The sequence below is a fragment of the Acidovorax sp. GW821-FHT10E04 genome (genome assembly GCF_059415185.1).
This window is the reverse complement of record NZ_JBWKMT010000006.1, coordinates 164512-189462: the sequence shown is the minus strand read 5'-3', so window position 1 is coordinate 189462 and position 24951 is coordinate 164512. Positions and strand designations below refer to the sequence as shown.

Genomic DNA, 24951 nt, shown 5'->3' with positions numbered 1-24951 from the left:
CCCACTTGCTGCACGCTAGGCGCCGTGCATAATGGACATAGTTTAAAAATTTGGGGTTTGATTATGCTTGACCGGGACGGCTTTCGGCCGAACGTCGGCATCATCCTGCTCAACCAGAAAAACCAGGTGTTCTGGGGCAAGCGCATACGCACCCACAGCTGGCAGTTCCCGCAAGGCGGCATTGACCGGGGTGAAACCCCCGAACAGGCCATGTTCCGTGAACTGCATGAAGAAGTGGGATTATTGCCCAACCACGTGCGCGTGGTGGCCCGCACCCGGGACTGGTTGCGCTATGAGGTGCCTGACCGGTACATCCGCCGCGATGCACGCGGACACTACAAAGGCCAGAAACAAATCTGGTATCTGCTTCAACTGGTGGGCCACGACTGGGACCTGAACCTCCGTGCCACCAACCACCCGGAATTCGACGCCTGGCGCTGGAACGACTACTGGGTTCCGCTGGACGTGGTGGTCGAATTCAAGCGCGGCGTCTATGAGATGGCCCTCACGGAACTGGCGCGCTACCTGCCCCGCCACGAGCAGCGCAACCGCTACCTGCGCAGCGGCATGCGCACGCGCGAAGGGGAGCACGCGGGCACGATGTTCCGGACCGGGTCCATGCTGATCAATCCGGGAATGGAGCTCCCTCCGGGCGCCAGCTTCGATCCCGACCCGCAGAACAGTGTGCCGGGGGAGCTGGACGGCCTGCCCACGGTCACCACGCCGCGCTAGCCCTTCAGTGGCCAGCCACCATGAAAAACGCCTGCGCAGAGCAGGCGTTTGACTGGGTGCGAGTGGCCTGGAGCTTGGCCATCAGCTGGTGGCAGCCAGCACCAGATTGTCGCGGTGCACCATCTCCGGCTCCGCAACATACCCCAGAAGCCTTTCGAACTCCGTCGAGGGCTTGCGGCACAGCATCCGCGCCTCGGCCGCCGCATAGTTGGCCAGGCCGCGGGCAATTTCAGCGCCGGAGGCGTCGCGCACGGCAATCACGTCACCACGGGAGAAGTCGCCCTCCACCGCCGTCATCCCGATGGGAAGCAGGCTCTTGCCTTCATCCCGCACCTTGGCGGCCGCCCCGGCGTCCACCACCACCGAACCCCGCAGCTGCAGGTGGTCGGCCATCCACTGCTTGCGGGCCTGCTTCTTCTGCGTCTGGGCCACGAGCAAGGTGCCCAGCGCCTCGCCCCGCACGAGGCGGACCAGTACGTCGGATTCACGCCCCCAGGCAATCACGGTGGACGCCCCCGAGCCGGCAGCCCGTTTGGCCGCCAGGATCTTGGTGATCATGCCGCCCTTGCCGATGCTGGAACCCGCGCCGCCGGCCATGGCCTCCAGTGCCGGGTCGCCCGCCTTGGCTTCGTGGACGAACTGCGCCGATGCATCACGGCGCGGATCGGCGGTGTACAGGCCCTTCTGGTCCGTGAGGATGATCAGCGCATCGGCCTCCACCAGATTGGCCACCAGGGCACCCAGCGTGTCGTTGTCGCCGAACTTGATCTCGTCGTTGACGACGGTGTCGTTCTCATTGATCACCGGCACCACGCCCAGGCGCAGCAGCGTGAGCAAGGTCGAGCGCGCGTTCAGGTAGCGCTCCCGGTCGGCCAGGTCCGCATGGGTGAGCAGCACCTGCGCGCTGCCCATGCCCTGCTCGCGCAGCTTGGTTTCGTACATCTGCGCCAGTCCCATCTGCCCGACGGCGGCAGCGGCCTGCAACTCGTGGACTTCGTGCGGCCGCGTGGTCCAGCCCAGGCGCTTCATGCCTTCGGCAATGGCACCGCTGGACACCATCACGACCTCGCGCGGTACGCCGCCGTCGCCACGCACCAGGGCCGCCAGCTGGCGGCTCCATTCACCAATGGCGGTTTCGTCGAGGCCACGCCCCTCATTGGTCACAAGACTGGAACCCACCTTCACCACGATGCGGCGGGCATCACGCAATACGCTGGAAACCATTTTTTTAGTGTTTTTGGCCACTAGCGCCTGTCCATCAAGCGCCGATAGCTATTAAAAATATAGCACTCAAACCAGAAAGGCTTTCGGCGGATCAGGCCGGAGCATCTCCGGCAAAGCGGGGATCCACCTCCACCGGCTCGTTCTCCACCCGCTGCTCGGACTGCACGTGGCGGAAGATGGCATGGATCAGCGGCTCGCAGCCTTCGCGCGTGAGGGCAGAAATCTCGAAGACGGGCCCTTTCCACTTGAAGCGCTTGACGAAGTCCTTCACCCGCGTTTCCCGCTCTTCGGTGGGCACCATGTCCAGCTTGTTCAACACCAGCCAGCGCGGCTTGTTGTACAGCTGCTGGTCGTATTTCTTGAGCTCGTTCACGATGGCCTTGGCCTGGGCCACCGGATCCACCGCATCATCGAAGGGCGCCAGATCGACAATGTGCAGCAGCAGGCGGGTGCGCTGCAGGTGGCGCAGGAACTGGTGCCCGAGGCCTGCACCTTCCGAAGCGCCTTCGATCAGCCCGGGAATATCGGCCACCACAAAACTCTGCTCAGGGCCCACGCGCACGACGCCCAGGTTGGGGTGCAGCGTGGTGAACGGGTAGTCCGCGATCTTGGGGCGGGCGTTGGACACCGCCGTGATGAAGGTCGATTTGCCCGCATTGGGCATGCCCAGCAGGCCCACGTCGGCCAGCACCTTCAGCTCCAGTTTCAGGTTCTTCTTCTCGCCGGGCCAACCCGGCGTCTTCTGGCGGGGCGCGCGGTTGATGGCGCTCTTGAAGCGCATGTTGCCAAAACCACCATCCCCGCCCTTGGCGATGGTGATGACCTCGCCCGGGTTGAGCAGCTCGTACAGCACTTCGCCTGTTTCAGCGTCGGTGATGATGGTGCCCACGGGCATCTTGAGGGTGATGTCGGTGCCAGCGGCACCGAACATGTCCGATCCCATGCCATGCTCCCCGCGCTTGGCCTCATGGCGCCGAGAGTAGCGAAAATCCACCAGGGTGTTCAGATTCGGATCCGCCACCGCGAACACATGCCCGCCGCGCCCACCGTCGCCCCCGTTGGGACCGCCGAACTCCTTGTACTTTTCATGCCGGAAAGACACGCAGCCATTGCCACCATCGCCTGCGGCAATGTCAATAAAGGCTTCATCGACGAACTTCATGGGATATCCAGTTTACAAAAGGGCGCGGCACCGACGGCAGGTTACCCGGCAGGTCGGAGCAGCGGAACGCCTCGGAGGCGCTGTCTGCGAATGGCTTGAACGCGCCATCGTACAGACCAAACAACAAAGCCCCGGCAAAGCGGGGCTTCGATGGCTACCGGAGGAATGAACCTCAGGCAGGAGTCACATTGACCGTGGACTTGGACAACGCACCCTTGGTGCCGAACGACACGTGGCCGTCCACCAGGGCGAACAAGGTGTGATCCTTGCCCACGCCGACATTGTTGCCGGGGTGGAAACGCGTGCCGCGTTGGCGCACGATGATCGAGCCAGCGCTGATCAGTTCACCACCGAACGCCTTGACACCCAGCATCTTTGGCTTGGAGTCGCGCCCGTTTCGCGTAGAGCCGCCGCCTTTTTTCTGTGCCATGACTAGCTCCTTCGATTAAGCAGCAATCGCACCGATTTGCAGCTCAGTGAACTGCTGGCGATGGCCTTGGCGTTTTTGATAGTGCTTGCGACGGCGCATCTTGAAGATGTGCACCTTGTCGTGCTTGCCGTGGGCCACGACAGTGGCTTTCACGGTTGCGCCGGACACCAGGGGCGTACCGATCTTGAGTTCAGCGCCGTTGCCGACTGCCAAAACCTGATCGATCACAATTTCCTGGCCTACGTCCGCAGCAATCTGTTCTACTTTAATTTTTTCGCCGGAAGCAACGCGATACTGCTTGCCGCCGGTTTTTATGACCGCGTACATGTTGACCTCTTGATATGAGTTCTGCAGACGAATTTCCGCAGAGCCCAAGAGTATAGCGCATCGATCCGAGCAGCGCCAGCCCCCGCATGCCGGCCGAGCGGCGGCCTCGCGCAACGCGCCGGGGCGCCTTCAGGGCTTCCTATAATCCGGTCTCTTTCTGCGACCACCATCTTGACTGACCACACCGCCCCCGCCGCATCGCCCCTCCTGCTCGTTGCACAAGACATGCACGAGGTCGACAAGGTCATCGGTCAGCGCCTGACTTCCAGCGTTCCCCTGGTCGCGCAGATATCCCAATACATCATTGCCGCCGGCGGCAAGCGCCTGCGGCCCGCGCTTTTGCTCATGGTGTGCGGAGCCCTGGACTACCGAGGCGCGCAGCGCCACAGTCTCGCGGCCGTCGTGGAGCTGATCCACACCGCCACCCTGCTGCACGACGATGTCGTGGATGCCTCCACCCTGCGCCGCGGCCGCCCCACCGCCAACGAAACCTTTGGCAACCCTGCCAGCGTGCTCGTCGGCGATTTCCTGCACACCCGCTCCTTCCAGATGATGGTCGAGGCGGGCAGCATGCGCATCATGGAAATACTCTCGGAAGCCACCAATGTGATCGCCGAGGGGGAAGTGCTGCAGCTCATGAACATGCACGATGCATCGCTGGACGAAGCAGGCTACCTGCGTGTCATCCGGTCCAAGACCGCCAAGCTGTTTGAAGCCAGTGCCCGCCTTGGCGCGGTGCTGGCGGGCAGCCCGCCCGATGTCGAAGAGGCCTGCGCAACCTACGGCCAGGCACTGGGAACCGCCTTCCAGATCATTGACGACGTTCTCGACTACGACGGCGACGCAGTGGAAATGGGCAAAAATCTGGGAGACGATCTTCGGGAAGGCAAGTCCACCCTGCCCCTGATCGCCGCCATGGAACGCGGAACGCAGAGCCAGGCGCAGACCGTGCGCCACGCCATTGAACAGGGCTCCACCGACCAATTGGCCGAGATCGTGCAGATTGTCCGCGACACCGGCGCACTGGACATCACCCGGGCGGCGGCCTTCGGCGAGGCCCGCCGCGCCATGGCCGCGGCCGAGCAATTACCCGCCAATGCCTATTCAGCAGGTTTGCTAGAATTGGCCGCGCAATTGCTTGCACGACGCAACTGAGATGCCCCATTGCATCCACTTTCGAGTGCAATCGCACACAACGGGGTGTAGCTTAGCCTGGTAGAGCGCTACGTTCGGGACGTAGAGGCCGGAGGTTCGAATCCTCTCACCCCGACCACAAGACCGCATTTTCAACAAAAGCGCCGGTTCTGTGGTGCTGTTGCCAATATCGACGGCTGTACAGCTTGTGGCTGATCGGTGATGATAGGATGGATTCTTTTCCACACCTAACACATTACCGGTTACATGGCCGCTGTTGATACTGCCCCCAAAGAAGCCTCTGCAGTGGCCCTTCCCGGATTGGGCAGGGCGTTGATGTCCGCCGGCAAGTTGACCCAAAAGTCGGCAGAGGACATTTACAAAAAATCACAAATCAGCCGCACCAGTTTTATTGCGGAATTGACGGGATCTGGTGCCGTGTCGGCTGCCGATTTGGCGCACACCGTTTCAGCCGTGTTTGGTGCGCCCTTGCTGGATCTGGAAGCGATTGATCCGCTTCGACTGCCCAAAGAGCTTCTCGATCCCAAAATATGCCAGGCGTACCGGGTCGTTGTCCTCAGCAAACGCAATAATCGCCTGATCGTCGCGACTGCCGACCCCACCGACCAGGAAGCCGCCGAGAAAATCAAATTCACGACCCAGATGGGAGTGGATTGGATTATTGCCGAATATGACAAGCTCAGCCGGCTGGTAGAGTCCACCACGAAATCTGCCAGTGAATCGATGGACACCCTGGTGAGCGGTGGAGGCGACTTTGATTTCGACGATGTAGCCATAGAAGAAGCACCCGACAACAACGATGCAGGCGCCGGCGATGTGGAAGATGCGCCCATCGTCAAGTTTCTCCACAAGATGCTGCTCGACGCATTCAATATGCGCGCCTCGGACCTGCATTTTGAACCCTACGAACACCAGTATCGGGTGAGATTCCGGATCGATGGAGAACTACGGGAAATCGCGTCTCCGCCCATCGCGATCAAGGACAAGCTCGCATCTCGCATCAAGGTGATCTCCCGTCTGGATATTTCTGAAAAGCGAGTCCCGCAAGACGGACGCATGAAATTGAAGGTGGGCCCGGACAGGGTGATCGACTTCCGTGTGAGCACCCTCCCCACCCTGTTTGGGGAAAAAATCGTTATTCGTATCCTGGACCCGAGCAGTGCCAAGCTTGGGATTGATGCGTTGGGCTACGAGCCCCAGGAAAAAGAGCGGCTGCTGGAGGCCATAGGACGCCCCTATGGAATGATTCTGGTCACGGGCCCGACAGGTTCCGGCAAGACCGTGTCGCTATATACCTGCCTGAATCTTCTGAACAAGCCGGGCGTGAACATTGCGACCGCGGAAGACCCGTCGGAAATCAACCTGCCCGGGGTCAATCAAGTCAACGTCAATGAAAAAGCGGGGTTGACTTTTGCCGTGGCCCTGAAATCCTTTCTGCGGCAGGATCCCGACATCATCATGGTCGGTGAAATTCGCGATCTGGAGACCGCAGATATTTCCATCAAGGCAGCGCAGACGGGTCACCTGGTTTTGTCGACCCTGCACACCAACGATGCCCCCACGACCCTGACCCGGATGCGCAATATGGGGATTGCCCCATTCAATATCGCGTCCAGCGTGATTCTTATTACCGCGCAACGCCTTGCACGCAGGCTTTGCCCGGTGTGCAAGGTGCCGGCTGATATACCGCACGAATCCCTTCTCGAAGCGGGTTACAAGGATGAGGACATCGACGGAAGCTGGGTGACCTACCGTCCTGTAGGCTGTTCGGCCTGCAACAATGGCTACAAGGGCCGGGTCGGCATATATCAGGTGATGCCAATCTCGGAAGACATCCAGCGCATCATATTGCGAGATGGAAGCGCGCTTGAGATCGCCGAGCAGGCACGAGCGGAAGGTGTTCGCTCACTGCGCGAATCCGGCCTGCACAAAGCAAGATTAGGTTTCACTTCGCTGGAAGAAGTGCTTGCCGTCACCAACGAATAACGGGTTAGAGGGACCAGCATGGCAACTGCTGCATCATCACGGGATATCAAGGAATTTGTTTTCGAGTGGGAAGGCAAGGACCGGCACGGGAAAATCGTGCGCGGCGAGGTGCGCGCTTCCGGGGAAAACCAAGTGCAAGCCACCCTGCGCCGCCAGGGTGTTTTCCCGACGAAGATCAAGAAAAGGCGCATGCGGTCGGGCAAGAAGATCAAGCCCAAGGACATTGCTCTGTTCACTCGGCAGCTTGCAACCATGATGAAAGCTGGGGTACCTCTCCTCCAATCATTTGACATTGTGGGGCGAGGCAATACCAATGCAAGCGTTACCAAGCTGCTGAATGACATCCGCTCTGATGTGGAAACAGGTACGTCGCTGAATGCGGCATTCCGCAAACATCCGATGTATTTCGACAGTCTCTACTGCAATCTGGTTGAGGCCGGGGAAGCTGCAGGTATTCTAGAGGCCCTGCTAGACCGATTGGCCACTTACATGGAGAAAACAGAGGCCATCAAGTCAAAAATCAAATCGGCGTTGATGTATCCCATCTCAGTGGTCATTGTCGCTTTTGTCGTCGTCACTGTGATCATGATTTTTGTCATTCCCGCATTCAAGGAAGTCTTTACTTCATTTGGAGCAGACCTTCCAGCCCCTACATTGTTTGTAATGGGGATTAGCGAAGTATTTGTAAAGTGGTGGTGGTTGATATTTGGTATTATTGGTGGTGGTGTTTTCTTTTTCATGCAAGCATGGAGAAGAAATGAAAAAATGCAAATGTTTATGGACCGAATTCTATTGAAGGTCCCAATCTTTGGCGCATTGGTTGAGAAGTCCTGTGTGGCACGCTGGACTCGGACACTATCAACTATGTTTGCAGCTGGCGTGCCTCTGGTCGAAGCTCTCGACTCGGTGGGTGGTGCCTCTGGCAATTCCGTATATTCGATGGCGACCGAAAAGATCCAGCAGGAAGTCTCCACCGGCACGAGCCTTACCGCAGCCATGGGCAATGCCAATATTTTCCCGTCCATGGTGCTTCAGATGTGTGCCATTGGCGAGGAATCCGGCTCCATCGACCACATGCTGGGCAAGGCTGCCGATTTTTACGAGGCAGAAGTGGATGAAATGGTGGCAGGTCTGTCGAGCCTCATGGAACCCATCATCATCGTCTTCCTGGGAACGCTGATTGGCGGGATCGTGGTCTCGATGTACCTCCCCATCTTCAAGCTTGGCCAAGTCGTGTGATGGAGATGGAGACTTGGTGGAATGCGAGTTGGGGCGCGGTATTGGGGCTTCTGATCGGCAGTTTTCTCAATGTGGTCATTTACCGGCTGCCCAAGATGATGGAGCGCAGGTGGGCAGAAGAGGTTCAGGCGATGCAGGCGCCGGCCGCACAAGCTGATACCAGCCCGGCGCATCCCGAGCCAGAGCGGTTCAATCTCATGGTCCCCCGCTCTCGCTGCCCGTCCTGCGGGCACTTGGTGCAGTGGTACGAGAACATTCCTGTCGTCAGCTATCTCTTTCTGCGGGGCCGCTGCTCGGCCTGCAAGGCGCGGATCTCGCTCCGATACCCTCTGATCGAGATGGCGACCGGTGCCCTGTTCTTCTTTTGCATCCAGCGCTGGGGTGCCACGGCCACGGGGATTGCATGGTGTGGTTTCTCGGTGGCCCTGGTGGCACTGGCATTCATCGACTGGGACACCACCCTCCTGCCCGACGACATCACCCTGCCGCTGCTGTGGGCCGGCCTTTTGTCGTCTGCCCTGCAGTGGATCGCAGTACCGCTGCACGCCTCGGTGTTCGGCGCCGTGGCGGGCTATCTTTCGCTTTGGCTGGTCTACTGGGGGTTCAAGCTCGCCACCGGCAAGGAAGGCATGGGTTATGGGGATTTCAAGCTGTTTGCCGCGCTGGGGGCCTGGTTCGGCTGGCAGGCCCTCGTACCCATCATTCTGATGTCCTCGGTGATCGGCGCCGTCATCGGCATCGCGATGAAAATCTTCAGCAGCCTGCGTGAAGGCGGCTACATCCCCTTCGGCCCCTTTCTTGTCGGGGCGGGATTCACGGCGATGGTGTTCGGGCCCCACGCCATTCTGGACACGGTGCTGAAACTCCTGGGCCTTTGAACGATGAATCCACGCAAGCATCCCTTGCGTCTGGGCCTGACCGGTGGCATTGGCAGCGGCAAGAGCACGGTGGGCCATGTGCTGGCCTCCCTGGGCGCCAGCCTGATCGACGCGGACCAGATCGCCCGCGAGGTCACAGGCCCGCACGGAGCGGCCATGGAGGCCATCCGCGCGACTTTCGGCAGCGGCTTCGTGGATGCCAGCGGGGCGCTGGACCGGGGCCGCATGCGTGCGCTGGCCTTCAGCCGGCCAGAGGCACGGGCCCAGCTCGAAGGGATCGTGCACCCGCTCGTCACCCTTCACGGCAATTTGAAGGCCGAGCAGGCGGCGCACGAGGGCCATGCGCTGATCGTGTTCGATATTCCGCTGCTGGCGGAATCCGATCGTTGGGCCCGCAGGCTGGACGCGGTGCTGGTGGTCGATTGCTCTGCTGAAACGCAGATCGAACGCGTCATGCAGCGCAACGGCCTGACACGGGAGGTGGTGCTGGGCATCATTGCGTCGCAAGCCAGCCGCCCGGCCCGGCGGGCCGTCGCAGATGCCGTGATTGCCAATGGCAGGGATTGCACGCTGGAGAACCTGCACGCGCAAACCCGGCAGGCAGCGGCGCTGTTCGGGCTATGATGCGAACGAAACCGTTTGTGCTTTCACTCCATGCCGTGCGCCACCGGCGTCAGAATACCCCCTGAGCCTCCAGGAACCCGCCAGCGTGATCCTTTACGAATATCCCTTTAACGAGCGTCTCAGAACCTATCTGCGGCTTGAGCAGTTGTTTCGCCGGTTGGGGGAATTGATACCCCGCTCCCACGCGCTCGATCATCACTTCGCGCTGGTCACGATCTTCGAGATCATGGACGTCGCAGCGCGGGCCGACCTGAAGTCGGACGTGCTCAAGGACATCGAGAAGCACAAGCACCAGCTCGACAGCTACCGGGGCAATCCCTCGATCTCCGAAGCGGCGCTGGATGCGATCATCGCCCAGCTGGACCGCTGTTTCACCGCGCTCAATACCCAGTCCGGCAAGTCGGGCCACTCGCTCACGGAAAACGACTGGCTGATGAGCATCCGCAGCCGGGTCGGCATTCCAGGGGGTACCTGCGGCTTTGACCTGCCCGCCTACTACGCATGGCAGCACCATGCGCCCGCCGTGCGGCAGCAGGCGCTCGAGGAATGGGCGTCCACACTGGCCCCCCTCGCTGAATCCATCTACGTGCTGCTCAAGCTGCTGCGCGATTCCGGCGTGCCCCAGAAGGTGGCTGCCGAGCGAGGCCAGTTCCAGCAGAATCTGCCGCAGGGCCGCACGTTCCAGTTGCTGCGCCTGCGCATCGATCCCGCCCTGGACCTGATTCCCGAAATCAGCGGCAACCGCCTCATCGTCTCGGTGCGGCTCATGCGGCTGGAGGGCGATGGACGCCTGCACGCCTGCAGCGAGGACGCTGCGTTTGAACTGACCCTGTGCGCCTGAGGCTCGGCGCTGGGTCGTGATTTGAGGACGACGACGAGACATGGCCGCTCCCGCCCCCCGCCCCGATGCGGCAACCGCCGCCCGCACCGTGACCTGCCCCACCTGCGGTGGAGACAGCGTCTACAGCCCTGCCAATGCCTACCGCCCGTTCTGCAGCGAGCGCTGCAAGCAGGTCGACCTCGGTGCCTGGGCAAGCGAGGATTTCCGGATGCCCGCAGAGGCCCCGCCCACCGATGCGCAGTACGGCGATCCACGCCAGCAACACTGACCCCGGCTGGCAGGCCAGCCCGCATCTTCAGGGAAATCGCCGCCCAGCGCCCTATCTGCAAGCGCAAATAGCTATTAATTCAATAGCGGTCTACGGAGGTGGTGGCGAAAACTCCACGCCCCGCTCCTGCGCAAGCCACTGCAGCACCGGGTAGGCACCTGGCAAGACAGGCGATACCGTCAGCGGAATCTGCTGCCATTGCATGGCCTGCCCTTCACGCATCTCGAACTGTCCCGACCATTCCCACACCTTGCACCAGTGCAGGCGCACCAGGGCATGCGGGTAGTCGTGCTCGGTGACTTTCCATACGCTGGCCGCCCCAATGGTCACGCCCAGCTCCTCGATCAATTCGCGGCGCAGTGCCTGCTCCACGGTTTCGCCCGCCTCCAGCTTGCCGCCCGGGAACTCCCAGTACCCGGCATAGGGCTTGCCCGGCGGGCGGGTGGACAACAGCATGGCGCCATCGGCGCGCAGCAGGATGCCCACCGCGACCTCCGTGTGCTTTCGGCTGGCTTGCGGGGCGGGAACCAGGGGCGTGGTTGCGGAATCAGCCACTGTGCCGTCCCGCATAGTCGCGCGCGAACTGGTAGGCCACGCGGCCGCTGCGCGAGCCGCGCTCCAGCGCCCAGACGAGTGCCTCGGGCCGCGCGGCCGTGATCGCGGCCCCGGACACCCCCAGGGAGGACAGCCATTGGGCCACGATGGTCAGGTACTCCTCCTGGCTGAAGGGGTAGAAGCTCACCCACAGGCCGAACCGCTCCGACAGCGAAATCTTCTCTTCCACCACTTCGCCGGGGTGCACTTCGCCATCCTCGGTGTGGGTGTAGGTGAGGTTTTCCGCCATGTACTCAGGCAGCAGGTGGCGCCGGTTGCTCGTCGCATAGATCAGCACATTCGGCGTGGCCGCCGCCACCGAACCGTCGAGGATCGACTTCAGGGCCTTGTAGCCCGGCTCGCCCTCCTCAAAGCTCAGGTCATCGCAGAACACGACGAATTTCTCTGGCCGGTCGGACACCACGTCCACGATGTCGGGCAGGTCGACAAGGTCGGCCTTGTCCACTTCGATCAGGCGCAGGCCCCGCCCCGCATAGGCATTGAGGCAGGCCTTGATGAGCGAGGACTTGCCGGTGCCGCGGGCGCCGGTCAGCAACACGTTGTTGGCGGGCTTGCCCTGCACGAACTGCTCCGTGTTGCGCGCGATCCTCTCCTTCTGCCCGTCGATTTCCTTGAGGTCCGACAGCTGCATGCCGGCGACATGGCGCACGGGTTCCAGGGTGCCGTGGCCGCTGCTGCGCTTGCGGTAGCGCCAGGCAATCGAGCCCGACCAGTCGGGCGCGCCCAGCGGCTGGGGCAGCACGGATTCAATGCGGGCGATCAGTTGCTCGGCCCGCTCGATCAGGTGTTCAAATTTTTCGTTCATTTTCGCCTTCAGCGCTTGTGAATAAAGCGCTAGCAGCTATCAAATCAGGAGTCACTCACGAACGGTAGTCCGCATTGATGGTTACGTATTCGTGGCTGAAATCACACGTCCACACCGTGTCGGACACGCTGCCCCGGCCCAGCAGGACACGCACGGTGATCTCGCTTTGCTTCATCACGCGCTGCCCATCCTCCTCGCGGTAGGCCGGATTGCGGCCGCCCTTGACCGCCACATGCACATCGTCCAGGTACAGGTCGATGCCGGTCTGGTCCAGATCATCGATACCGGCATACCCCACGGCCGCGAGGATACGGCCCAGGTTCGGGTCGCTGGCATAGAACGCTGTCTTGACCAGGGGCGAATGGGCGATGGCGTACGCCACCTTGCGGCATTCGTCACCCGTCTTGCCACCTTCCACCCGGACGGTGATGAACTTGGTGGCTCCCTCGCCATCGCGCACGATGGCCTGGGCGAGCTTTTGCGACACCGCCAGCATGGCTGCCTTCAGGGCCTGGCCCTCGGCGCTGGCCAGGGAAGCGATGGGCGCATGCGCGGCCTTGTTGGTGGCCACCACCACGAACGAGTCGTTGGTCGATGTGTCGCCGTCGATCGTGACCCGGTTGAAAGAGCCATCGGCCAGTTCGCGGGCCAGCTGCTGCATCACGGCCGGGGCCACACAGGCGTCCGTGGCCATGAAGCCGAGCATGGTGGCCATATTGGGCCGGATCATGCCGGCGCCCTTGCTGATGCCGGTGATGGACACCGTGGCGCCGCCAATCTGCACCTGCGCGGAGAACGCCTTGGGCAGCGTGTCGGTGGTCATGATGCCTTCCGCCGCACGGGCCCAATGGCCGGACTGCGCGTCAGCAATCGCGGCGGGCAGGCCGGCCTCGATGCGGTCGCTGGGCAGGGGTTCCATGATCACGCCGGTGGAGAACGGCAGGATCTGCTCGGGCGCCACGCCGAGCTGGCGCGCGAGCGCGCCGCAGGTGGCCCGCGCACGCGCCAGGCCATCGGCCCCCGTGCCCGCATTGGCATTGCCGGTGTTGACCACCATCGCACGGATCGCCTGGCCGGCGGCAAGGTGGTCGCGGCTGATCTGCACCGGTGCGGCGCAAAAACGGTTCTGCGTGAACACGCCCGCCACGCTGGCGCCCTCGTCCAGCAGGAACACGGTGAGGTCCTTGCGATGGGCCTTGCGGACACCGGCTTCGGCAACACCAATGCGGACGCCGGCGATCGGGTGCAGATCGGCGGCCACGGGGGCGACAAGATTGACAGGCATGGGAGACAGGGCCTTTCTGATAAAAACTGCGGCCGATTATCCGGAAAACCGTGGCCTGCCAATGAAAACACGGGCCGAAGCCCGTGTCATGTAAATCCACAGGCGTGGTTTCAACGCCTGCACGCGGGGGCGGTGCCCCGGGGCCTCAGGCCAGCTTGCCGTGGCACTGCTTGTACTTCTTGCCGCTGCCACAAGGGCAGGGGTCGTTGCGGCCCACGCGCATGCCTTCGGGCAGGTTCAGGCCGTCGCCGGGCTGCGCGCCCGCGGTGGTCTCCACCTCCCCCGTTTCGGTGGGGGCGGTATAGGTCACGTTGGCAATGCTCTCGCCGCGGCTTTCCATGTCCTGCGCAGCCTGGTCGAGCTGGGCCTGCGACTGCACCTGCACGGTCATGAGGATCTTGGTGACCTCGTTCTTGACCTGGTCGATCAGCTGGCGGAACAGCTCGAACGCCTCCCGCTTGTACTCCTGCTTGGGCTGCTTTTGCGCGTACCCGCGCAGGTGGATGCCCTGGCGCAGGTAGTCCAGCGCGCTCAGATGGTCGCGCCAGTTGGAGTCAAAGCTCTGCAGCAGCACCATGCGCTCGAACTGGGTGAAGTTCTCGCGCCCGACCTGCTCCACCTTGCCGTCAAAGGAGGCATGGGCGGCCGCCAGAACCTTGTCCAGGATCTCGTCGTCGGTGATGGCGCTGGCACCCTGCACCTGCTGCTGCAGGGCAATGGACACCTGCCATTCGTCCACCAGCGCCTTCTCCAGCGCCGCGAGGTCCCATTGTTCTTCCACCGACTCGGCCGGCACGTACTGGCGCACCAGGTCGGTCATGCAGTCTTCGCGCATCGCGGCGATCACGTCCGACAGGTCGGATGCGTCCAGGATGTCATTGCGCTGCTGGTAGATCACCTTGCGCTGGTCATTGGCCACGTCGTCGTATTCCAGCAATTGCTTGCGGATGTCGAAGTTGCGGGCCTCGACCTTGCGCTGGGCCGATTCGATGCTGCGCGTCACGATGCCGGCCTCGATGGCCTCGCCATCGGGCATCTTCAGGCGGTCCATGATCGCCTTGACGCGGTCGCCCGCGAAGATGCGCATCAGCGAATCGTCCAGGCTCAGGTAAAAGCGCGAGGAACCGGGGTCGCCCTGGCGGCCCGAGCGGCCACGCAGCTGGTTGTCGATGCGGCGTGATTCGTGGCGCTCGGTGGCGATGATGCGCAGGCCGCCCAGTGCCTTGACCTTCTCGTGGTCGATCTTCCACTGCTCACGCAAGGCGCTGACCTTGGCGGCGCGGTCGGCTTCGGACAGGCTTTCATCGGCTTCGATAGCCGCCACGTCCTTTTCGATGTTGCCGCCCAGCACGATGTCGGTACCACGGCCCGCCATGTTGGTGGCGATGGTGATCATGCCCTCGCGGCCGGCCTGGGCCACGATATCGGCCTCACGGGCGTGCTGCTTGGCGTTGAGCACCTGGTGCGGCAGGCCTTCCTTGTTCAGGAGCTGGTCGATGATCTCGGAGTTCTCGATCGACGTGGTGCCCACCAGCACCGGCTGGCCGCGCTCATGGCATTCGCGGATGTCCTTGATGGCCGCTTCGTACTTCTCGCGCGTGGTCTTGTACACGCGGTCGAGCTGGTCGTCACGGCGACTCGGGCGGTTCGGCGGGATCACGGTCGTTTCCAGACCGTAGATCTCCTGGAACTCGTAGGCCTCGGTGTCGGCCGTGCCGGTCATGCCCGCGAGCTTGTTGTACAGGCGGAAGTAGTTCTGGAACGTGATGGAGGCCAGCGTCTGGTTCTCGGCCTGGATGTTCACGCCTTCCTTGGCCTCGACGGCCTGGTGCAGGCCTTCGCTCCAGCGGCGGCCCGACATCAGGCGGCCGGTGAACTCATCCACGATCACGATCTCGCCGTTCTGCACCACGTAGTGCTGGTCGCGGTGGTACAGGTGGTTGGCCCGGAGCGCTGCATACAGGTGGTGCATCAGCGTGATGTTGGCCGGGTCGTACACCGAGGCGCCCTCGGCGATCAGGCCGTGGCTGGCCAGGATGCGCTCGGCGCTCTCGTGACCCTGCTCGGTCAGGAACACCTGGTGGGTCTTTTCGTCCAGCGTGAAGTCGCCCGGCTTGGTCACGCCCTCGCCCGTGCGCGGATCGGCTTCGCCTTCCTGGCGCACCAGCAGCGGCACCACCTTGTTCATGGCGATATACATGGCCGTGTGGTCTTCGGCCTGGCCACTGATGATCAGGGGCGTGCGCGCCTCGTCGATCAGGATCGAGTCCACCTCGTCGACGATGGCGAAGTTCAGGCCCTGCTGCACGCGGTCCTGTGCTTCATAGACCATGTTGTCGCGCAGGTAGTCAAAGCCGTATTCGTTGTTCGTGCCGTAGGTGATGTCGGCGCGGTAGGCTTCCTGCTTTTGCTCGCGCGGCATGTTGGGCAGGTTGATGCCCACCGTGAGGCCCAGGAAGTTGTACAGCCGGCCCATCCATTGCGCGTCGCGGTTGGCCAGGTAGTCGTTCACGGTCACCACATGCACGCCCTTGCCCGACAAGGCATTGAGGTACACCGGCAAGGTCGCGGTGAGGGTCTTGCCCTCACCCGTGCGCATTTCGGAAATCTTGCCAAAGTGCAGCGCCATGCCGCCCAGCAATTGCACATCGAAGTGGCGCATCTTCATGATGCGCTTGGAGCCCTCGCGGACCACCGCGAAAGCCTCCGGGAGGATATCGTCCAGCGACTCGCCCTTGGCTACACGGTCCTTGAACTCCTGCGTCTTGGCGCGAAGCTGCTCGTCCGACAGCTTTTCGTAGTCGGGCTCCATCGCATTGATGCGGGTCACCGTCTTGCGGTACTGCTTGAGGAGCCGGTCATTGCGGCTGCCGAATAGTTTGGTGAGGAAGTTGGTGGCCATGCGAACAGGACCGCTTGCCCGCTGCAATCAGCGCGCCAAGCGACCGAAATCCCTAAGATGAATTGAGTTCAGGTGGGTCCATCGCCATGGATTGCAAGCTCCTTGCAATCCCGGGCCTGAACACCGGACCCGCGATTTTACCTGCCCGCTGCGGGCACGGCCGGCTGGCCGGGCGATGCGCGGGGCTGGACCGCCGCAACCTGCGCCGCGGGGCCCGCGCCGCCCGCGCTCAGAAACTTCTGCGGGTCCTGGAAAACACCCTGCACCAGCACCTCGAAATGCAGATGGGGGCCCGTGGAACGCCCCGTGGTCCCCACCTCCGCGATCTTCTGGCCACGGCGCACGATGTCCCCCTGCTTGACCAGGGTGCGCGATGCGTGGGCGTAGCGCGTGACCAGCTGGTTGCCGTGGTCCACCTCGATCATGTTGCCGTAGGCGGGGTGGTATTCCTGCGTCACCACCACGCCACCGGCAGCGGCCAGGATGGGCGTACCCGTATCGGCCTGGAAGTCGAGCCCCGTGTGCAGCGCCGACTGGCCCGTGATCGGGTCCACCCGCCAGCCAAAGGACGAGCCGGGCACGCGGCCGGTCACCGGCGCATGGGTGGGAATCATCTTCTTTCGGATGTGCTGGTCGAATAGGCGCGATTCGAGCACCGTCATCAGGTCCACCCGCTGGTTGGTCAGGCGCTCCAGCTCATCGAGCGTGGACTGCAGCTCCTCCATCGACAGATTGCGCGCGCTCACGAGCACGCCCCCCCGGGCATCCGATTTCTGGATATCGGAGGGCGCCATGCCCGCCAGGCCCAGGACGCGGTCGCCCAGCGATTCCAGCTGCACCATGCGGGCCTGCATCTCGCCGACGCGGCGGGCCATCGCATCCAGGTTGGCGCGCATGAACCGGTCCCGCTCGGCAAACTCGTCCTTCACGACCAGCCGGACCAGCGAACCCACGATCGGCCAGCCTTCGCGCGCGCCCTTGAGGAAAACCCAGTGGTAGAGCGTCGCAGCCACCAGCATGAGGCACAGCGACACCGCCAGCCCGGCCAGCAGCAGGCGCGTGCCCGACAGGTGAATGGCCCGGCTGCGCGCCAGCCTGGCGTCCGTGATAATCAGATGCACTACGAATTCTCCACGCCCGAAGACGCACACCATGAACCGCCGCCACTACGCCGTCAGCCTGCAGCAGGCCAGCGAGGACTCTCCCACGCTGGCCAAGCTCACAGCGTTGACACGCGATTCCAGTGATCGGCTCAAGGCCATTGAAATGCTGATTCCTGCGGCGCTGCGTCCCACGGTCCAGGCGGGGCCCATCGATGGGGACTCCTGGTGCCTGCTCGTCAAGAGCAATGCCGCAGCGGCAAAAATACGCCAGCTGCTGCCTGCTCTGCAGGCGCATTTGCGCAGCCGGGGGTGGGAGGTTAACGCGATTCGCCTGAAAGTTCAAACCTGACGGCCTGCGCCAGGATCGGGGAATGCGTGGGAGACACCAGGGACATGGTGCCGGTTGTCGGAATCGAACTGACGACCTACCGCTTACAAGGCGGGTGCTCTACCAACTGAGCTAAACCGGCGAAGGCTGCATTTTATAGTGGAAAAAGCAGCCTCAAAAAAATGCTGGGGCCGTTATTTGACCCGCTTGAGAGAAGGCCGGGCACCACCCGCTGCCGGGGGAGGCCGCGGCGCGTCGCCGCCGTCGCCGTCCTTCTTGCCATCGTCGGAGGGCACCAGTTGGACCACGCGGTCCTCGGGAGCAGGCACAGCCCCGGCCGCCACCACATCCTGCGCCGATGGCAATGCCTCCGGCAGCGCTGGCGCCGCCGGGCCCGCACCGCTGCTACCAGCGAGCACATCCACCGGGGGAGGAAACGCCATGCCCTGGCCGTTTTCACGGGCATAGATGGCGATGACCCGGCCCACGGGCACCAGGATCTCGCGCGGCTTGCCGCCGAAGCGGGCCTTGAACTCGATGAAATCGTTGCCCAGCTGCAAGGCGCTCGTCGCGTCAAAGCTGATGTTCAGGACGATCTCGCCATCCTTCACGTACTCGCGCGGCACTTGCACGGAATCGTCCACGCGCACGGCCACATAGGGCGTGAGCCCGTTGTCGGTGCACCACTCGTACAGGGCACGAATGAGGTACGGGCGCGTGGAGGTGGATTCCTGTGCGGTCATGAAGATGGGTGGCTGCTGCGGTAGATGAAGAGAAATTGGGCAGGCCGCAGATTACTTGCGCATGACCTTTTCGGACGGCGTCAGCGCTTCGATGTAGGCAGGGCGCGAGAAGATGCGCTCGGCGTACTTGAGCAGCGGCGCCGCGTTCTTGGACAGGTCGATGCCGTAGTAGTCCAGGCGCCACAGCAACGGGGCAATCGCCACGTCCAGCATGGAGAAGTTGTCGCCCAGCATGTACTTGTTCTTGAGGAACACGGGGGCCAGCTGCGTGAGACGGTCGCGGATGTGGGCGCGCGCCTTTTCCAGCGCCTTTTCGTTGCCCTTGGTGGCGCGCGACTCCAGGATGTTCACGTGCACGAACAGTTCCTTCTCGAAGTTGAGCAGGAACAGGCGCACGCGGGCGCGGTCGACCGGGTCGCCGGGCATCAGCTGGGGGTGTGGGAAGCGCTCGTCGATGTACTCATTGATGATGTTCGACTCGTACAGGATCAGGTCGCGCTCGACCAGGATGGGCACCTGGCCGTACGGGTTCATCACGCTGATGTCTTCGGGCTTGTTGTACAGGTCCACATCGCGGATTTCAAAGTCCATGCCTTTTTCGAACAGGACGAAGCGGCAGCGGTGGGAGAAGGGACAGGTCGTACCCGAATAAAGCACCATCATGGTGGGAGGCTCCTAAAAATCAAAAGAGTGGGACGCCAAAAGCGCCCACTCTGCAAACAATCCGGCGGCACCCCGAAGGGCGCCTTCTCATGGATCTACGGCTCGTGCTGCTTACTTCACATCCTTCCAGAAGGCTGCGTTCAGCCTCCAGGCGATGATGGTGAAGAAACCGAGGAAGATCAGCACCCACACCCCCACGCGCACGCGGGTGTTCTGGGCGGGCTCACCCATCCACTGCAGGTAGTTCACGAGGTCGCCCACGGTCTGGTCGAACTGCAGCGGGGTCATCGTGCCTGGCTTGACCTGCTCCCAGCCCTTGAACACCTGGGTCTTGTGGCCATGGCTCTCGTGCTCTTCGAACACGGGGCGGCGGTCGCCCTGCATTTCCCACAACACATGGGGCATGCCCACGCTCGGGAAAGCCAGGTTGTTCCAGCCGGTGGCCTTGGTGTCGTCGCGGTAGAACGTGCGCAGGAAGGTGTAGAGGTAGTCGGCACCCGTGCCGCCGTGGCCGGCGCGCGAACGCGCGATCACGGTCAGGTCCGGCGGGTTGGCGCCGAACCATTCCTTGGCCTGCTTGGGATCGATGGACGCCTTCATGGTCTCGCCGACCTTGTCGGTCGTGAACAGCAGGTTGTCCTTGATCTGCTGCTCGGTCAGGCCGATGTCGCGCAGGCGGTTGAAGCGCATGAAGGCAGCCGAATGGCAGCTCAGGCAGTAGTTGACGAATACCTTGGCGCCGTTTTGCAGGGAGGCCAGGTCGTTGGTCTTGTTGGGCGCCTTGTCCCAGGCGATGGTGTCACCACCCGAGGCGTGGGCGGCACCGGCCGCTAGGCCCACCGCGGCGATCAGCGTGAGGATGAGTTTCTTCATTGTTGTTGTCTCCAGGCTCAGTGCGCCACAAAGGTCACGCGGTCGGGCACTGCCTTGGCCTCGCCAATGCGGCTCCACCAGGGCATCAGCAGGAAGAAGCCGAAGTAGAACAGCGTGCCCACTTGCGATACGCGTTCGCCGATGGGAGACGGGGGCTGCACGCCCAGGTAGCCCAGGATCAGGAAGATGATCACGAAGACGCCATACAGGTACTTGTGCCAGTCCGGACGGTAGCGGATCGACTTGACCGGGCTGTGGTCCAGCCAGGGCAGGAAGAACAGGATGACCACGGCACCGCCCATCACCACCACGCCCCAGAACTTGGCGTCGATGGACAGCATCATCGCGATCACGACCACAGCCGCACCCGCGATGCCCACCTTGATGAAGCTGGGCAGCTTCGCCTTGAGCACGCCAAAGCCCGCACCGGCCACCACGCACAGGACCAGCACGTACATCATTTCGGTGGTGATCGCACGCAGCATCGAATAGAACGGCGTGAAGTACCAGACCGGCGCGATGTGCGCGGGCGTCTTGAGCGGATCCGCGGGGATGAAGTTGTTGTACTCGAGGAAGTAGCCGCCGAACTCGGGCGCGAAGAACACCACCGCCGTGAAGGCCATCAGGAACATGGACAAGGCAAAGATGTCATGCACCGTGTAGTAGGGATGGAAAGGCACGCCGTCGAGCGGCTTGCCATTGGCATCCTTGGGCGCCTTGGGGCCCTTGATTTCCACGCCGTCGGGATTGTTGGAACCCACATCGTGCAGCGCCAGCAAGTGCGCCACCACCAGGCCGAGCAGCACCAGCGGCACGGCGATCACGTGGAAGCTGAAGAAGCGGTTCAGCGTGGCGTCGCCCACCACGTAGTCGCCACGAATCAGCAGCGCGAGGTCAGGACCGATGAAAGGGATGGCCGCGAACAGGTTCACGATCACCTGGGCGCCCCAGTACGACATCTGGCCCCAGGGCAGCAGGTAGCCCATGAAGGCTTCCGCCATCAGGCACAGGAAGATGGCGCAGCCGAAGATCCAGACCAGCTCGCGCGGCTTGCGGTAGCTGCCGTAGATGAGGCCACGGAACATGTGCAGGTACACCACCACGAAGAACGCCGACGCGCCCGTGGAGTGCATGTAGCGGATCAGCCAGCCCCAGGGCACGTCGCGCATGATGTACTCGACCGACGCGAACGCCAGGCTGGCATCGGGCTTGTAGTGCATGACCAGGAAGATGCCGGTCACGATCTGGATCACCAGCACGACCAGCGCCAGCGAGCCGAAGATGTACCAAAAGTTGAAGTTCTTCGGAGCGTAGTACTCCGACATGTGCACCTTGTAGGCGTCGAAAGCGGTCGGGAAGCGGTTCTCGAACCAGTTCGTGACCTTGGCGCCCGCCGAGGCGTTGGGAGAGATTTCCTTGAATTCAGCCATGTCGTCGTGCTCCTTCAAGCCTTCTTGTCTTCACCGATCAGCAGGCGCGTCTCGGTAAGGTACATGTGGGGGGGCACTTCGAGGTTGTCGGGTGCGGGCTTGTTCTTGAAGACGCGGCCGGCCATGTCGAACGTGGAGCCGTGGCAGGGGCACAGGAAACCGCCCTTCCAGTCGTCGGGCAGCGACGGCTGGGCGCCGGGCTGGAACTTGTCGGAGGGCGAGCAGCCCAGGTGCGAGCAGATGCCCACGCCCACGAAGATTTCCGGCTTGATGGAGCGGGCTTCGTTGCGCGCGTACTCGGGCGTGAGTTCGGAAGGCTTGCGTTCAGACTTGGGATCCGCGAGCTGGCCATCGAGCTTGGGCAGCTCGGCGAGCTGCTCGGGCGTACGCTTGATGATCCAGACGGGCTTGCCGCGCCACTCCACAGTGACTTTTTCTCCGGGCTTGAGGGCGGAAATATCCACCTCGACGGCAGCACCGGCGGCTTTGGCGCGCTCGGAGGGCTGAAAAGTACTCACGAAAGGTACGGCGGTTGCCACGCCGCCCACCGCACCAGCACAGCCGGACGCGATCAGCCACGTCCGTTTGCTGGAGTCGATTGGAGTGTCACTCATGGGGATCCTCGATGAACATCGCTAGATTGGGGTCAACCGCGAATTGTAGCGGAGTGAAAATGGTTATTTCAAAGTGAGGGACTGTCTTGACAGGCCACCGCTCCGGGCAATACTCCGGGATCGCCATTCACACAAGGAGCACAACATGGGGATGATGCAGGAGTTCAGGGAGTTCGCGGTCAAGGGCAATGTGATTGACCTCGCCGTGGGCGTCATCATTGGGGGGGCCTTCGGCAAGATCGTGGACTCTGTCGTGTCGGACCTGATCATGCCGGTGGTCGGGCTGGTGTTCGGCAAGCTCGATTTTTCCAACCTGTTCGTGGTGCTGGGCACGGTGCCGCCGGGCACCGCCATGACGCTGGACGCCCTCAAGAAGGCAGGCGTGCCGGTGTTTGCCTACGGCAACTTCCTGACCGTGGCCGTCAATTTCATCATTCTGGCGTTCATCATCTTCATGATGATCAAGCAGATCAACCGCCTCAAGCGCGAAGCCCCCGCTGCCCCCGAAGCCCCGGCCGCGCCACCGGAAGACATCGTGCTGCTGCGCGAGATCCGAGACAGCCTGAAGAGATAGCCCCCTGAGGCGCTGCGCGCCTCCCCACGGGGGACGCGCCCGGTGGCCTGGCAAAGCCGGCTCCACGGGTGCGCTGCCGTGAGGTGCGCCGGTTTCGCGGGTGGCGCTGGTTTGGTGCCACTCTCTCGATTGCTATATAAACAGTAGCACTCAGCGCTTTACCACCAAGCGCCGGTGTGCAACTCACTCACACAGCGCCCGCGCCATGCGCACCGCCTCGATGAGGCTCGCGGCGTCGGCCACGCCCTGCCCCGCGATGTCGAACGCCGTGCCATGGTCGGGGCTGGTACGCACCAGCGGCAGGCCCAGGGTCACGTTCACGCCCTTGTCCACGCCCAGGTACTTCACCGGGATGAGGCCCTGGTCGTGGTACATCGCGACAACCACGTCGAACTCGCCAGCGCGCGCGGGTGTGCTGCGCGCACGCATGAACACCGTGTCCGGCGCGAACGGGCCGTGCACGTCCAGGCCCTGTGCCCGCGCCGCGGCAATGGCCGGTGCAATCACCTCCACTTCCTCGCGCCCGAACAGCCCGCCCTCGCCCGCGTGGGGATTGAGCCCCGCCACCGCCATGCGCGGCGCGCGGCCCAGGCTGCGCGCCAATGCGGCGTGCGTGATCTGCAGGGTCTGCAGCACATTGCCTGGCGTGACCGCGTCGATCGCGTCGCGCAGCGACACGTGGATGCTGACCAGCACCGTGCGCAGCTCGTCGCTGGCGAGCATCATGCGCACGGGCATCTGCGCCAGTGCCACGCCCTGGTGCGCAGCGGCCTCGGCCTGCAGCAGCTCGGTATGGCCCGGGAAAGCGACGCCGGCGGCCGACAGCGCCTCCTTGTGCAGCGGCGCCGTCACCAGGCCCGCCACCTCGCCCCGGAGCGCTGCCCGCGCGGCCCAGACCACGCTGTCGGCCGCCGCCCGCCCCGCCTCGGCGCTGATCCGCCCCCAGGGCTGCGGTCCCGGGATGCCGGGCAGGGCCAGCACCGGAATGCAGCGGGGAGGCATCGCCAGGGCCTGCGCCGCCGCCGCGATCTGCGCCACCGGCACGGCCGGAACGCCGGGGCGCACGATGGCCTGCGCCGCACGGCGCAGCGTGGCGACGTCGCCCACCACGAAACAGCCCTGCAGGTCCTGGGGCGCATCGCGGAAGGCCTTGGCGACGATCTCGGGGCCGATGCCTGCGGGATCGCCTTGGGTGATGGCCAGTGGTGTCATGGGGATGGAATGGAAATGGAATCAGCGTCCAGCGCCGGAGGGAAAAGCGCCAAATGCTATTGATTAAATAGCAATATCACCAAAAGGCTTCGCGGCCCTCAGGCCGGGTTGGGGATTTCGATGAACACATGCTCCAGGCCCAGCAGCCCGGACACGTGCGCGGCGACGGCCGGCGCTCCGTAGCGCTCGGTGGCGTGGTGCCCCGCCGCGATGAAACACACGCCCATCTCGCGTGCCAGATGGGCCTGGGGCTCCGAAATCTCCCCGGTGATGAAGGCATCCGCCCCCGCGGCAATCGCTGATTCGAAGTAGCCCTGGGCGCCGCCCGTGCACCAGGCCACGCGGCCCAGAGGCTGCTGCCGCTGCGCGCCCGCCGCCTCGGGCTGCACGAGGGTCACGGCCCGTCCCAGTGCCCGGGCCACGTGGTCGGCCAGCGCCTGGCCGTCGGCGAAGGCCGCCGGCGCGGAGAATCCCAGGTCCTGCTCCCCGAACCGCGCATCGGCGGCAAGGCCCAGCACGCGCCCCAACTGGGCGTTGTTGCCCAGTTCGGCGTGCGCATCCAGCGGCAGGTGGTACGCGAACAGGTTGATGTCGTGCGCCAGCAGCAGCTGCAGCCGCTGCTTCATCCAGCCCGTCACCCGGCCGTCCTGGCCACGCCAGAACAGGCCATGGTGCACGAAGATGGCATCGGCCCGCTCGCGGATGGCCGCCTCGATCAGGGCGCGGCTGGCCGTCACGCCACTCACGATGCGGCGGACTTCGGCCTTGCCCTCGACCTGCAGGCCGTTGGGACCGTAGTCCTTGAAACGCTCGGGCTGCAGCAGGCTGTCGAAGGCCTGCAGAAGGTGGGTGCGTGAAATGCTCATGCGGCTATTGTCGCGCGCGCCGGCGGTCCCAGTTGGGGGACAATGTGCCCGCAGAGGCGGCCAGGGCCTGCC

Annotated in this window: 26 protein-coding genes and 2 tRNA genes; 11 read left to right on the top strand and 17 right to left on the bottom strand. The window is 63.3% G+C overall.

Annotated features, from left to right (window positions below):
• Window positions 1-63: 63 nt before the first annotated feature.
• Complete coding sequence (locus AC07OC_RS19900) at window positions 64-732, top strand: RNA pyrophosphohydrolase (RefSeq protein ID WP_218293477.1); 669 nt, start codon at window positions 64-66, stop codon at window positions 730-732.
• Window positions 733-813: 81 nt separating this feature from the next.
• On the opposite strand, the gene proB is transcribed toward AC07OC_RS19900, so the two are convergent.
• The 4 genes from proB to rplU form a co-directional block, all read right to left on the bottom strand.
• On the bottom strand, window positions 814-1956 hold the full coding sequence (proB, locus tag AC07OC_RS19895; RefSeq protein WP_218293476.1) for a glutamate 5-kinase: 1143 nt from the start codon (window positions 1954-1956) through the stop codon (window positions 814-816).
• A 91-nt stretch (window positions 1957-2047) separates the two neighbouring features.
• Window positions 2048-3118 carry an Obg family GTPase CgtA gene (cgtA, locus tag AC07OC_RS19890; RefSeq protein ID WP_218293475.1) on the bottom strand — a complete coding sequence of 357 codons (1071 nt, stop codon included), beginning with the start codon at window positions 3116-3118 and terminating at the stop codon, window positions 2048-2050.
• 172 nt (window positions 3119-3290) lie between these two features.
• A complete protein-coding gene (gene rpmA, locus AC07OC_RS19885) occupies window positions 3291-3548 on the bottom strand; it encodes a 50S ribosomal protein L27 (protein ID WP_008905145.1) in 258 nt (85 codons plus the stop codon).
• Window positions 3549-3563: 15 nt separating this feature from the next.
• The gene (rplU, locus tag AC07OC_RS19880; RefSeq protein WP_010462012.1) at window positions 3564-3875 is read right to left on the bottom strand and encodes a 50S ribosomal protein L21; all 312 of its coding nucleotides are present in this window, start codon (window positions 3873-3875) and stop codon (window positions 3564-3566) included.
• A gap of 225 nt (window positions 3876-4100) precedes the next feature.
• Here rplU and AC07OC_RS19875 point away from each other — a divergent pair, with 225 nt between their 5' ends.
• From AC07OC_RS19875 to AC07OC_RS19840, 8 genes are all read left to right on the top strand, one after another.
• Window positions 4101-5030, top strand: a complete 930-nt coding sequence (locus tag AC07OC_RS19875) for a polyprenyl synthetase family protein (RefSeq protein WP_218294407.1) — start codon at window positions 4101-4103, stop codon at window positions 5028-5030.
• Between the two features lie 41 nt (window positions 5031-5071).
• Window positions 5072-5148: transfer RNA gene (locus AC07OC_RS19870), tRNA-Pro, on the top strand.
• A gap of 128 nt (window positions 5149-5276) precedes the next feature.
• The gene (gene pilB, locus AC07OC_RS19865; protein WP_218340317.1) at window positions 5277-7016 is read left to right on the top strand and encodes a type IV-A pilus assembly ATPase PilB; all 1740 of its coding nucleotides are present in this window, start codon (window positions 5277-5279) and stop codon (window positions 7014-7016) included.
• Window positions 7017-7034: 18 nt separating this feature from the next.
• On the top strand, window positions 7035-8255 hold the full coding sequence (locus AC07OC_RS19860) for a type II secretion system F family protein (RefSeq protein ID WP_218340318.1): 1221 nt from the start codon (window positions 7035-7037) through the stop codon (window positions 8253-8255).
• The gene (locus tag AC07OC_RS19855; protein WP_218340319.1) at window positions 8255-9133 is read left to right on the top strand and encodes a prepilin peptidase; all 879 of its coding nucleotides are present in this window, start codon (window positions 8255-8257) and stop codon (window positions 9131-9133) included. Before AC07OC_RS19860 ends, AC07OC_RS19855 begins: the two co-directional genes overlap by 1 nt.
• 3 nt (window positions 9134-9136) lie before the next feature.
• Window positions 9137-9757: a dephospho-CoA kinase gene (gene coaE, locus AC07OC_RS19850; protein ID WP_218340320.1), complete on the top strand. Its 621-nt coding sequence runs from the start codon at window positions 9137-9139 to the stop codon at window positions 9755-9757.
• Between the two features lie 85 nt (window positions 9758-9842).
• Window positions 9843-10598, top strand: a complete 756-nt coding sequence (gene zapD / locus AC07OC_RS19845; protein WP_218340321.1) for a cell division protein ZapD — start codon at window positions 9843-9845, stop codon at window positions 10596-10598.
• Between the two features lie 40 nt (window positions 10599-10638).
• Window positions 10639-10866: a DNA gyrase inhibitor YacG gene (locus tag AC07OC_RS19840; RefSeq protein ID WP_218340322.1), complete on the top strand. Its 228-nt coding sequence runs from the start codon at window positions 10639-10641 to the stop codon at window positions 10864-10866.
• Window positions 10867-10956: 90 nt separating this feature from the next.
• Here the strand turns inward: AC07OC_RS19840 and AC07OC_RS19835 are convergent, their stop codons facing one another.
• The 5 genes from AC07OC_RS19835 to AC07OC_RS19815 form a co-directional block, all read right to left on the bottom strand.
• Window positions 10957-11436: an NUDIX domain-containing protein gene (locus AC07OC_RS19835; RefSeq protein WP_255591193.1), complete on the bottom strand. Its 480-nt coding sequence runs from the start codon at window positions 11434-11436 to the stop codon at window positions 10957-10959.
• Window positions 11414-12286 (bottom strand): ATP-binding protein, encoded by an 873-nt coding sequence (locus AC07OC_RS19830; protein WP_218293468.1) that lies wholly within the window; start codon window positions 12284-12286, stop codon window positions 11414-11416. Before AC07OC_RS19830 ends, AC07OC_RS19835 begins: the two co-directional genes overlap by 23 nt.
• A 55-nt stretch (window positions 12287-12341) precedes the next feature.
• Window positions 12342-13571: a bifunctional glutamate N-acetyltransferase/amino-acid acetyltransferase ArgJ gene (gene argJ / locus AC07OC_RS19825; protein ID WP_369641660.1), complete on the bottom strand. Its 1230-nt coding sequence runs from the start codon at window positions 13569-13571 to the stop codon at window positions 12342-12344.
• Between the two features lie 145 nt (window positions 13572-13716).
• Window positions 13717-16473 carry a preprotein translocase subunit SecA gene (gene secA / locus AC07OC_RS19820; RefSeq protein WP_218340323.1) on the bottom strand — a complete coding sequence of 919 codons (2757 nt, stop codon included), beginning with the start codon at window positions 16471-16473 and terminating at the stop codon, window positions 13717-13719.
• 137 nt (window positions 16474-16610) lie between these two features.
• Entirely contained in the window at window positions 16611-17594 is a 984-nt protein-coding gene (locus tag AC07OC_RS19815) for a M23 family metallopeptidase (RefSeq protein WP_370627804.1), read from the bottom strand.
• 31 nt (window positions 17595-17625) lie between these two features.
• Between AC07OC_RS19815 and AC07OC_RS19810 the strand changes: the two genes are divergently transcribed.
• A complete protein-coding gene (locus tag AC07OC_RS19810; RefSeq protein ID WP_218293464.1) occupies window positions 17626-17925 on the top strand; it encodes a hypothetical protein in 300 nt (99 codons plus the stop codon).
• 45 nt (window positions 17926-17970) lie between these two features.
• Here the strand turns inward: AC07OC_RS19810 and AC07OC_RS19805 are convergent.
• The 6 genes from AC07OC_RS19805 to petA form a co-directional block, all read right to left on the bottom strand.
• Window positions 17971-18046, bottom strand: a tRNA-Thr gene (locus AC07OC_RS19805).
• A 52-nt stretch (window positions 18047-18098) separates the two neighbouring features.
• Window positions 18099-18647, bottom strand: coding sequence for a ClpXP protease specificity-enhancing factor (locus tag AC07OC_RS19800; RefSeq protein ID WP_218340325.1), 549 nt, complete (start codon window positions 18645-18647; stop codon window positions 18099-18101).
• A 51-nt stretch (window positions 18648-18698) separates the two neighbouring features.
• Window positions 18699-19310 (bottom strand): glutathione S-transferase N-terminal domain-containing protein, encoded by a 612-nt coding sequence (locus AC07OC_RS19795; protein ID WP_007854512.1) that lies wholly within the window; start codon window positions 19308-19310, stop codon window positions 18699-18701.
• 111 nt (window positions 19311-19421) lie between these two features.
• Window positions 19422-20183, bottom strand: coding sequence for a cytochrome c1 (locus tag AC07OC_RS19790; protein WP_218293462.1), 762 nt, complete (start codon window positions 20181-20183; stop codon window positions 19422-19424).
• A gap of 17 nt (window positions 20184-20200) precedes the next feature.
• The gene (locus AC07OC_RS19785) at window positions 20201-21613 is read right to left on the bottom strand and encodes a cytochrome b (protein WP_218293461.1); all 1413 of its coding nucleotides are present in this window, start codon (window positions 21611-21613) and stop codon (window positions 20201-20203) included.
• Window positions 21614-21627: 14 nt separating this feature from the next.
• Window positions 21628-22227 (bottom strand): ubiquinol-cytochrome c reductase iron-sulfur subunit, encoded by a 600-nt coding sequence (petA, locus tag AC07OC_RS19780; protein WP_218293460.1) that lies wholly within the window; start codon window positions 22225-22227, stop codon window positions 21628-21630.
• Window positions 22228-22372: 145 nt separating this feature from the next.
• On the opposite strand from petA, the gene mscL reads away from it, so the two are divergent.
• On the top strand, window positions 22373-22801 hold the full coding sequence (gene mscL, locus AC07OC_RS19775) for a large conductance mechanosensitive channel protein MscL (RefSeq protein ID WP_218293459.1): 429 nt from the start codon (window positions 22373-22375) through the stop codon (window positions 22799-22801).
• 183 nt (window positions 22802-22984) lie between these two features.
• Here the strand turns inward: mscL and pdxA are convergent, their stop codons facing one another.
• Together pdxA and AC07OC_RS19765 are read right to left on the bottom strand one after the other, a co-directional pair.
• The gene (pdxA, locus tag AC07OC_RS19770) at window positions 22985-24013 is read right to left on the bottom strand and encodes a 4-hydroxythreonine-4-phosphate dehydrogenase PdxA (protein ID WP_218293458.1); all 1029 of its coding nucleotides are present in this window, start codon (window positions 24011-24013) and stop codon (window positions 22985-22987) included.
• A gap of 98 nt (window positions 24014-24111) precedes the next feature.
• The gene (locus AC07OC_RS19765; RefSeq protein WP_369641655.1) at window positions 24112-24879 is read right to left on the bottom strand and encodes a Nif3-like dinuclear metal center hexameric protein; all 768 of its coding nucleotides are present in this window, start codon (window positions 24877-24879) and stop codon (window positions 24112-24114) included.
• Between the last annotated feature and the right edge of the window lie 72 nt (window positions 24880-24951).

Coding starts and splice junctions, on each gene's coding strand:
- argJ (WP_369641660.1), bottom strand. CDS start 13,571: ATGCCTGTCAATCTTGTCGCCCCCGTGGCCGCCGATCTGCACCCGATC.
- AC07OC_RS19800 (WP_218340325.1), bottom strand. CDS start 18,647: ATGACCGCACAGGAATCCACCTCCACGCGCCCGTACCTCATTCGTGCC.
- AC07OC_RS19875 (WP_218294407.1), top strand. CDS start 4,101: ATGCACGAGGTCGACAAGGTCATCGGTCAGCGCCTGACTTCCAGCGTT.
- cgtA (WP_218293475.1), bottom strand. CDS start 3,118: ATGAAGTTCGTCGATGAAGCCTTTATTGACATTGCCGCAGGCGATGGT.
- rpmA (WP_008905145.1), bottom strand. CDS start 3,548: ATGGCACAGAAAAAAGGCGGCGGCTCTACGCGAAACGGGCGCGACTCC.
- rplU (WP_010462012.1), bottom strand. CDS start 3,875: ATGTACGCGGTCATAAAAACCGGCGGCAAGCAGTATCGCGTTGCTTCC.
- AC07OC_RS19900 (WP_218293477.1), top strand. CDS start 64: ATGCTTGACCGGGACGGCTTTCGGCCGAACGTCGGCATCATCCTGCTC.
- AC07OC_RS19840 (WP_218340322.1), top strand. CDS start 10,639: ATGGCCGCTCCCGCCCCCCGCCCCGATGCGGCAACCGCCGCCCGCACC.
- AC07OC_RS19765 (WP_369641655.1), bottom strand. CDS start 24,879: ATGAGCATTTCACGCACCCACCTTCTGCAGGCCTTCGACAGCCTGCTG.
- pdxA (WP_218293458.1), bottom strand. CDS start 24,013: ATGACACCACTGGCCATCACCCAAGGCGATCCCGCAGGCATCGGCCCC.
- pilB (WP_218340317.1), top strand. CDS start 5,277: ATGGCCGCTGTTGATACTGCCCCCAAAGAAGCCTCTGCAGTGGCCCTT.
- proB (WP_218293476.1), bottom strand. CDS start 1,956: ATGGTTTCCAGCGTATTGCGTGATGCCCGCCGCATCGTGGTGAAGGTG.
- AC07OC_RS19855 (WP_218340319.1), top strand. CDS start 8,255: ATGGAGATGGAGACTTGGTGGAATGCGAGTTGGGGCGCGGTATTGGGG.
- AC07OC_RS19860 (WP_218340318.1), top strand. CDS start 7,035: ATGGCAACTGCTGCATCATCACGGGATATCAAGGAATTTGTTTTCGAG.
- AC07OC_RS19830 (WP_218293468.1), bottom strand. CDS start 12,286: ATGAACGAAAAATTTGAACACCTGATCGAGCGGGCCGAGCAACTGATC.
- AC07OC_RS19785 (WP_218293461.1), bottom strand. CDS start 21,613: ATGGCTGAATTCAAGGAAATCTCTCCCAACGCCTCGGCGGGCGCCAAG.
- AC07OC_RS19835 (WP_255591193.1), bottom strand. CDS start 11,436: ATGCGGGACGGCACAGTGGCTGATTCCGCAACCACGCCCCTGGTTCCC.
- coaE (WP_218340320.1), top strand. CDS start 9,137: ATGAATCCACGCAAGCATCCCTTGCGTCTGGGCCTGACCGGTGGCATT.
- AC07OC_RS19810 (WP_218293464.1), top strand. CDS start 17,626: ATGAACCGCCGCCACTACGCCGTCAGCCTGCAGCAGGCCAGCGAGGAC.
- AC07OC_RS19795 (WP_007854512.1), bottom strand. CDS start 19,310: ATGATGGTGCTTTATTCGGGTACGACCTGTCCCTTCTCCCACCGCTGC.
- secA (WP_218340323.1), bottom strand. CDS start 16,473: ATGGCCACCAACTTCCTCACCAAACTATTCGGCAGCCGCAATGACCGG.
- mscL (WP_218293459.1), top strand. CDS start 22,373: ATGGGGATGATGCAGGAGTTCAGGGAGTTCGCGGTCAAGGGCAATGTG.
- petA (WP_218293460.1), bottom strand. CDS start 22,227: ATGAGTGACACTCCAATCGACTCCAGCAAACGGACGTGGCTGATCGCG.
- AC07OC_RS19790 (WP_218293462.1), bottom strand. CDS start 20,183: ATGAAGAAACTCATCCTCACGCTGATCGCCGCGGTGGGCCTAGCGGCC.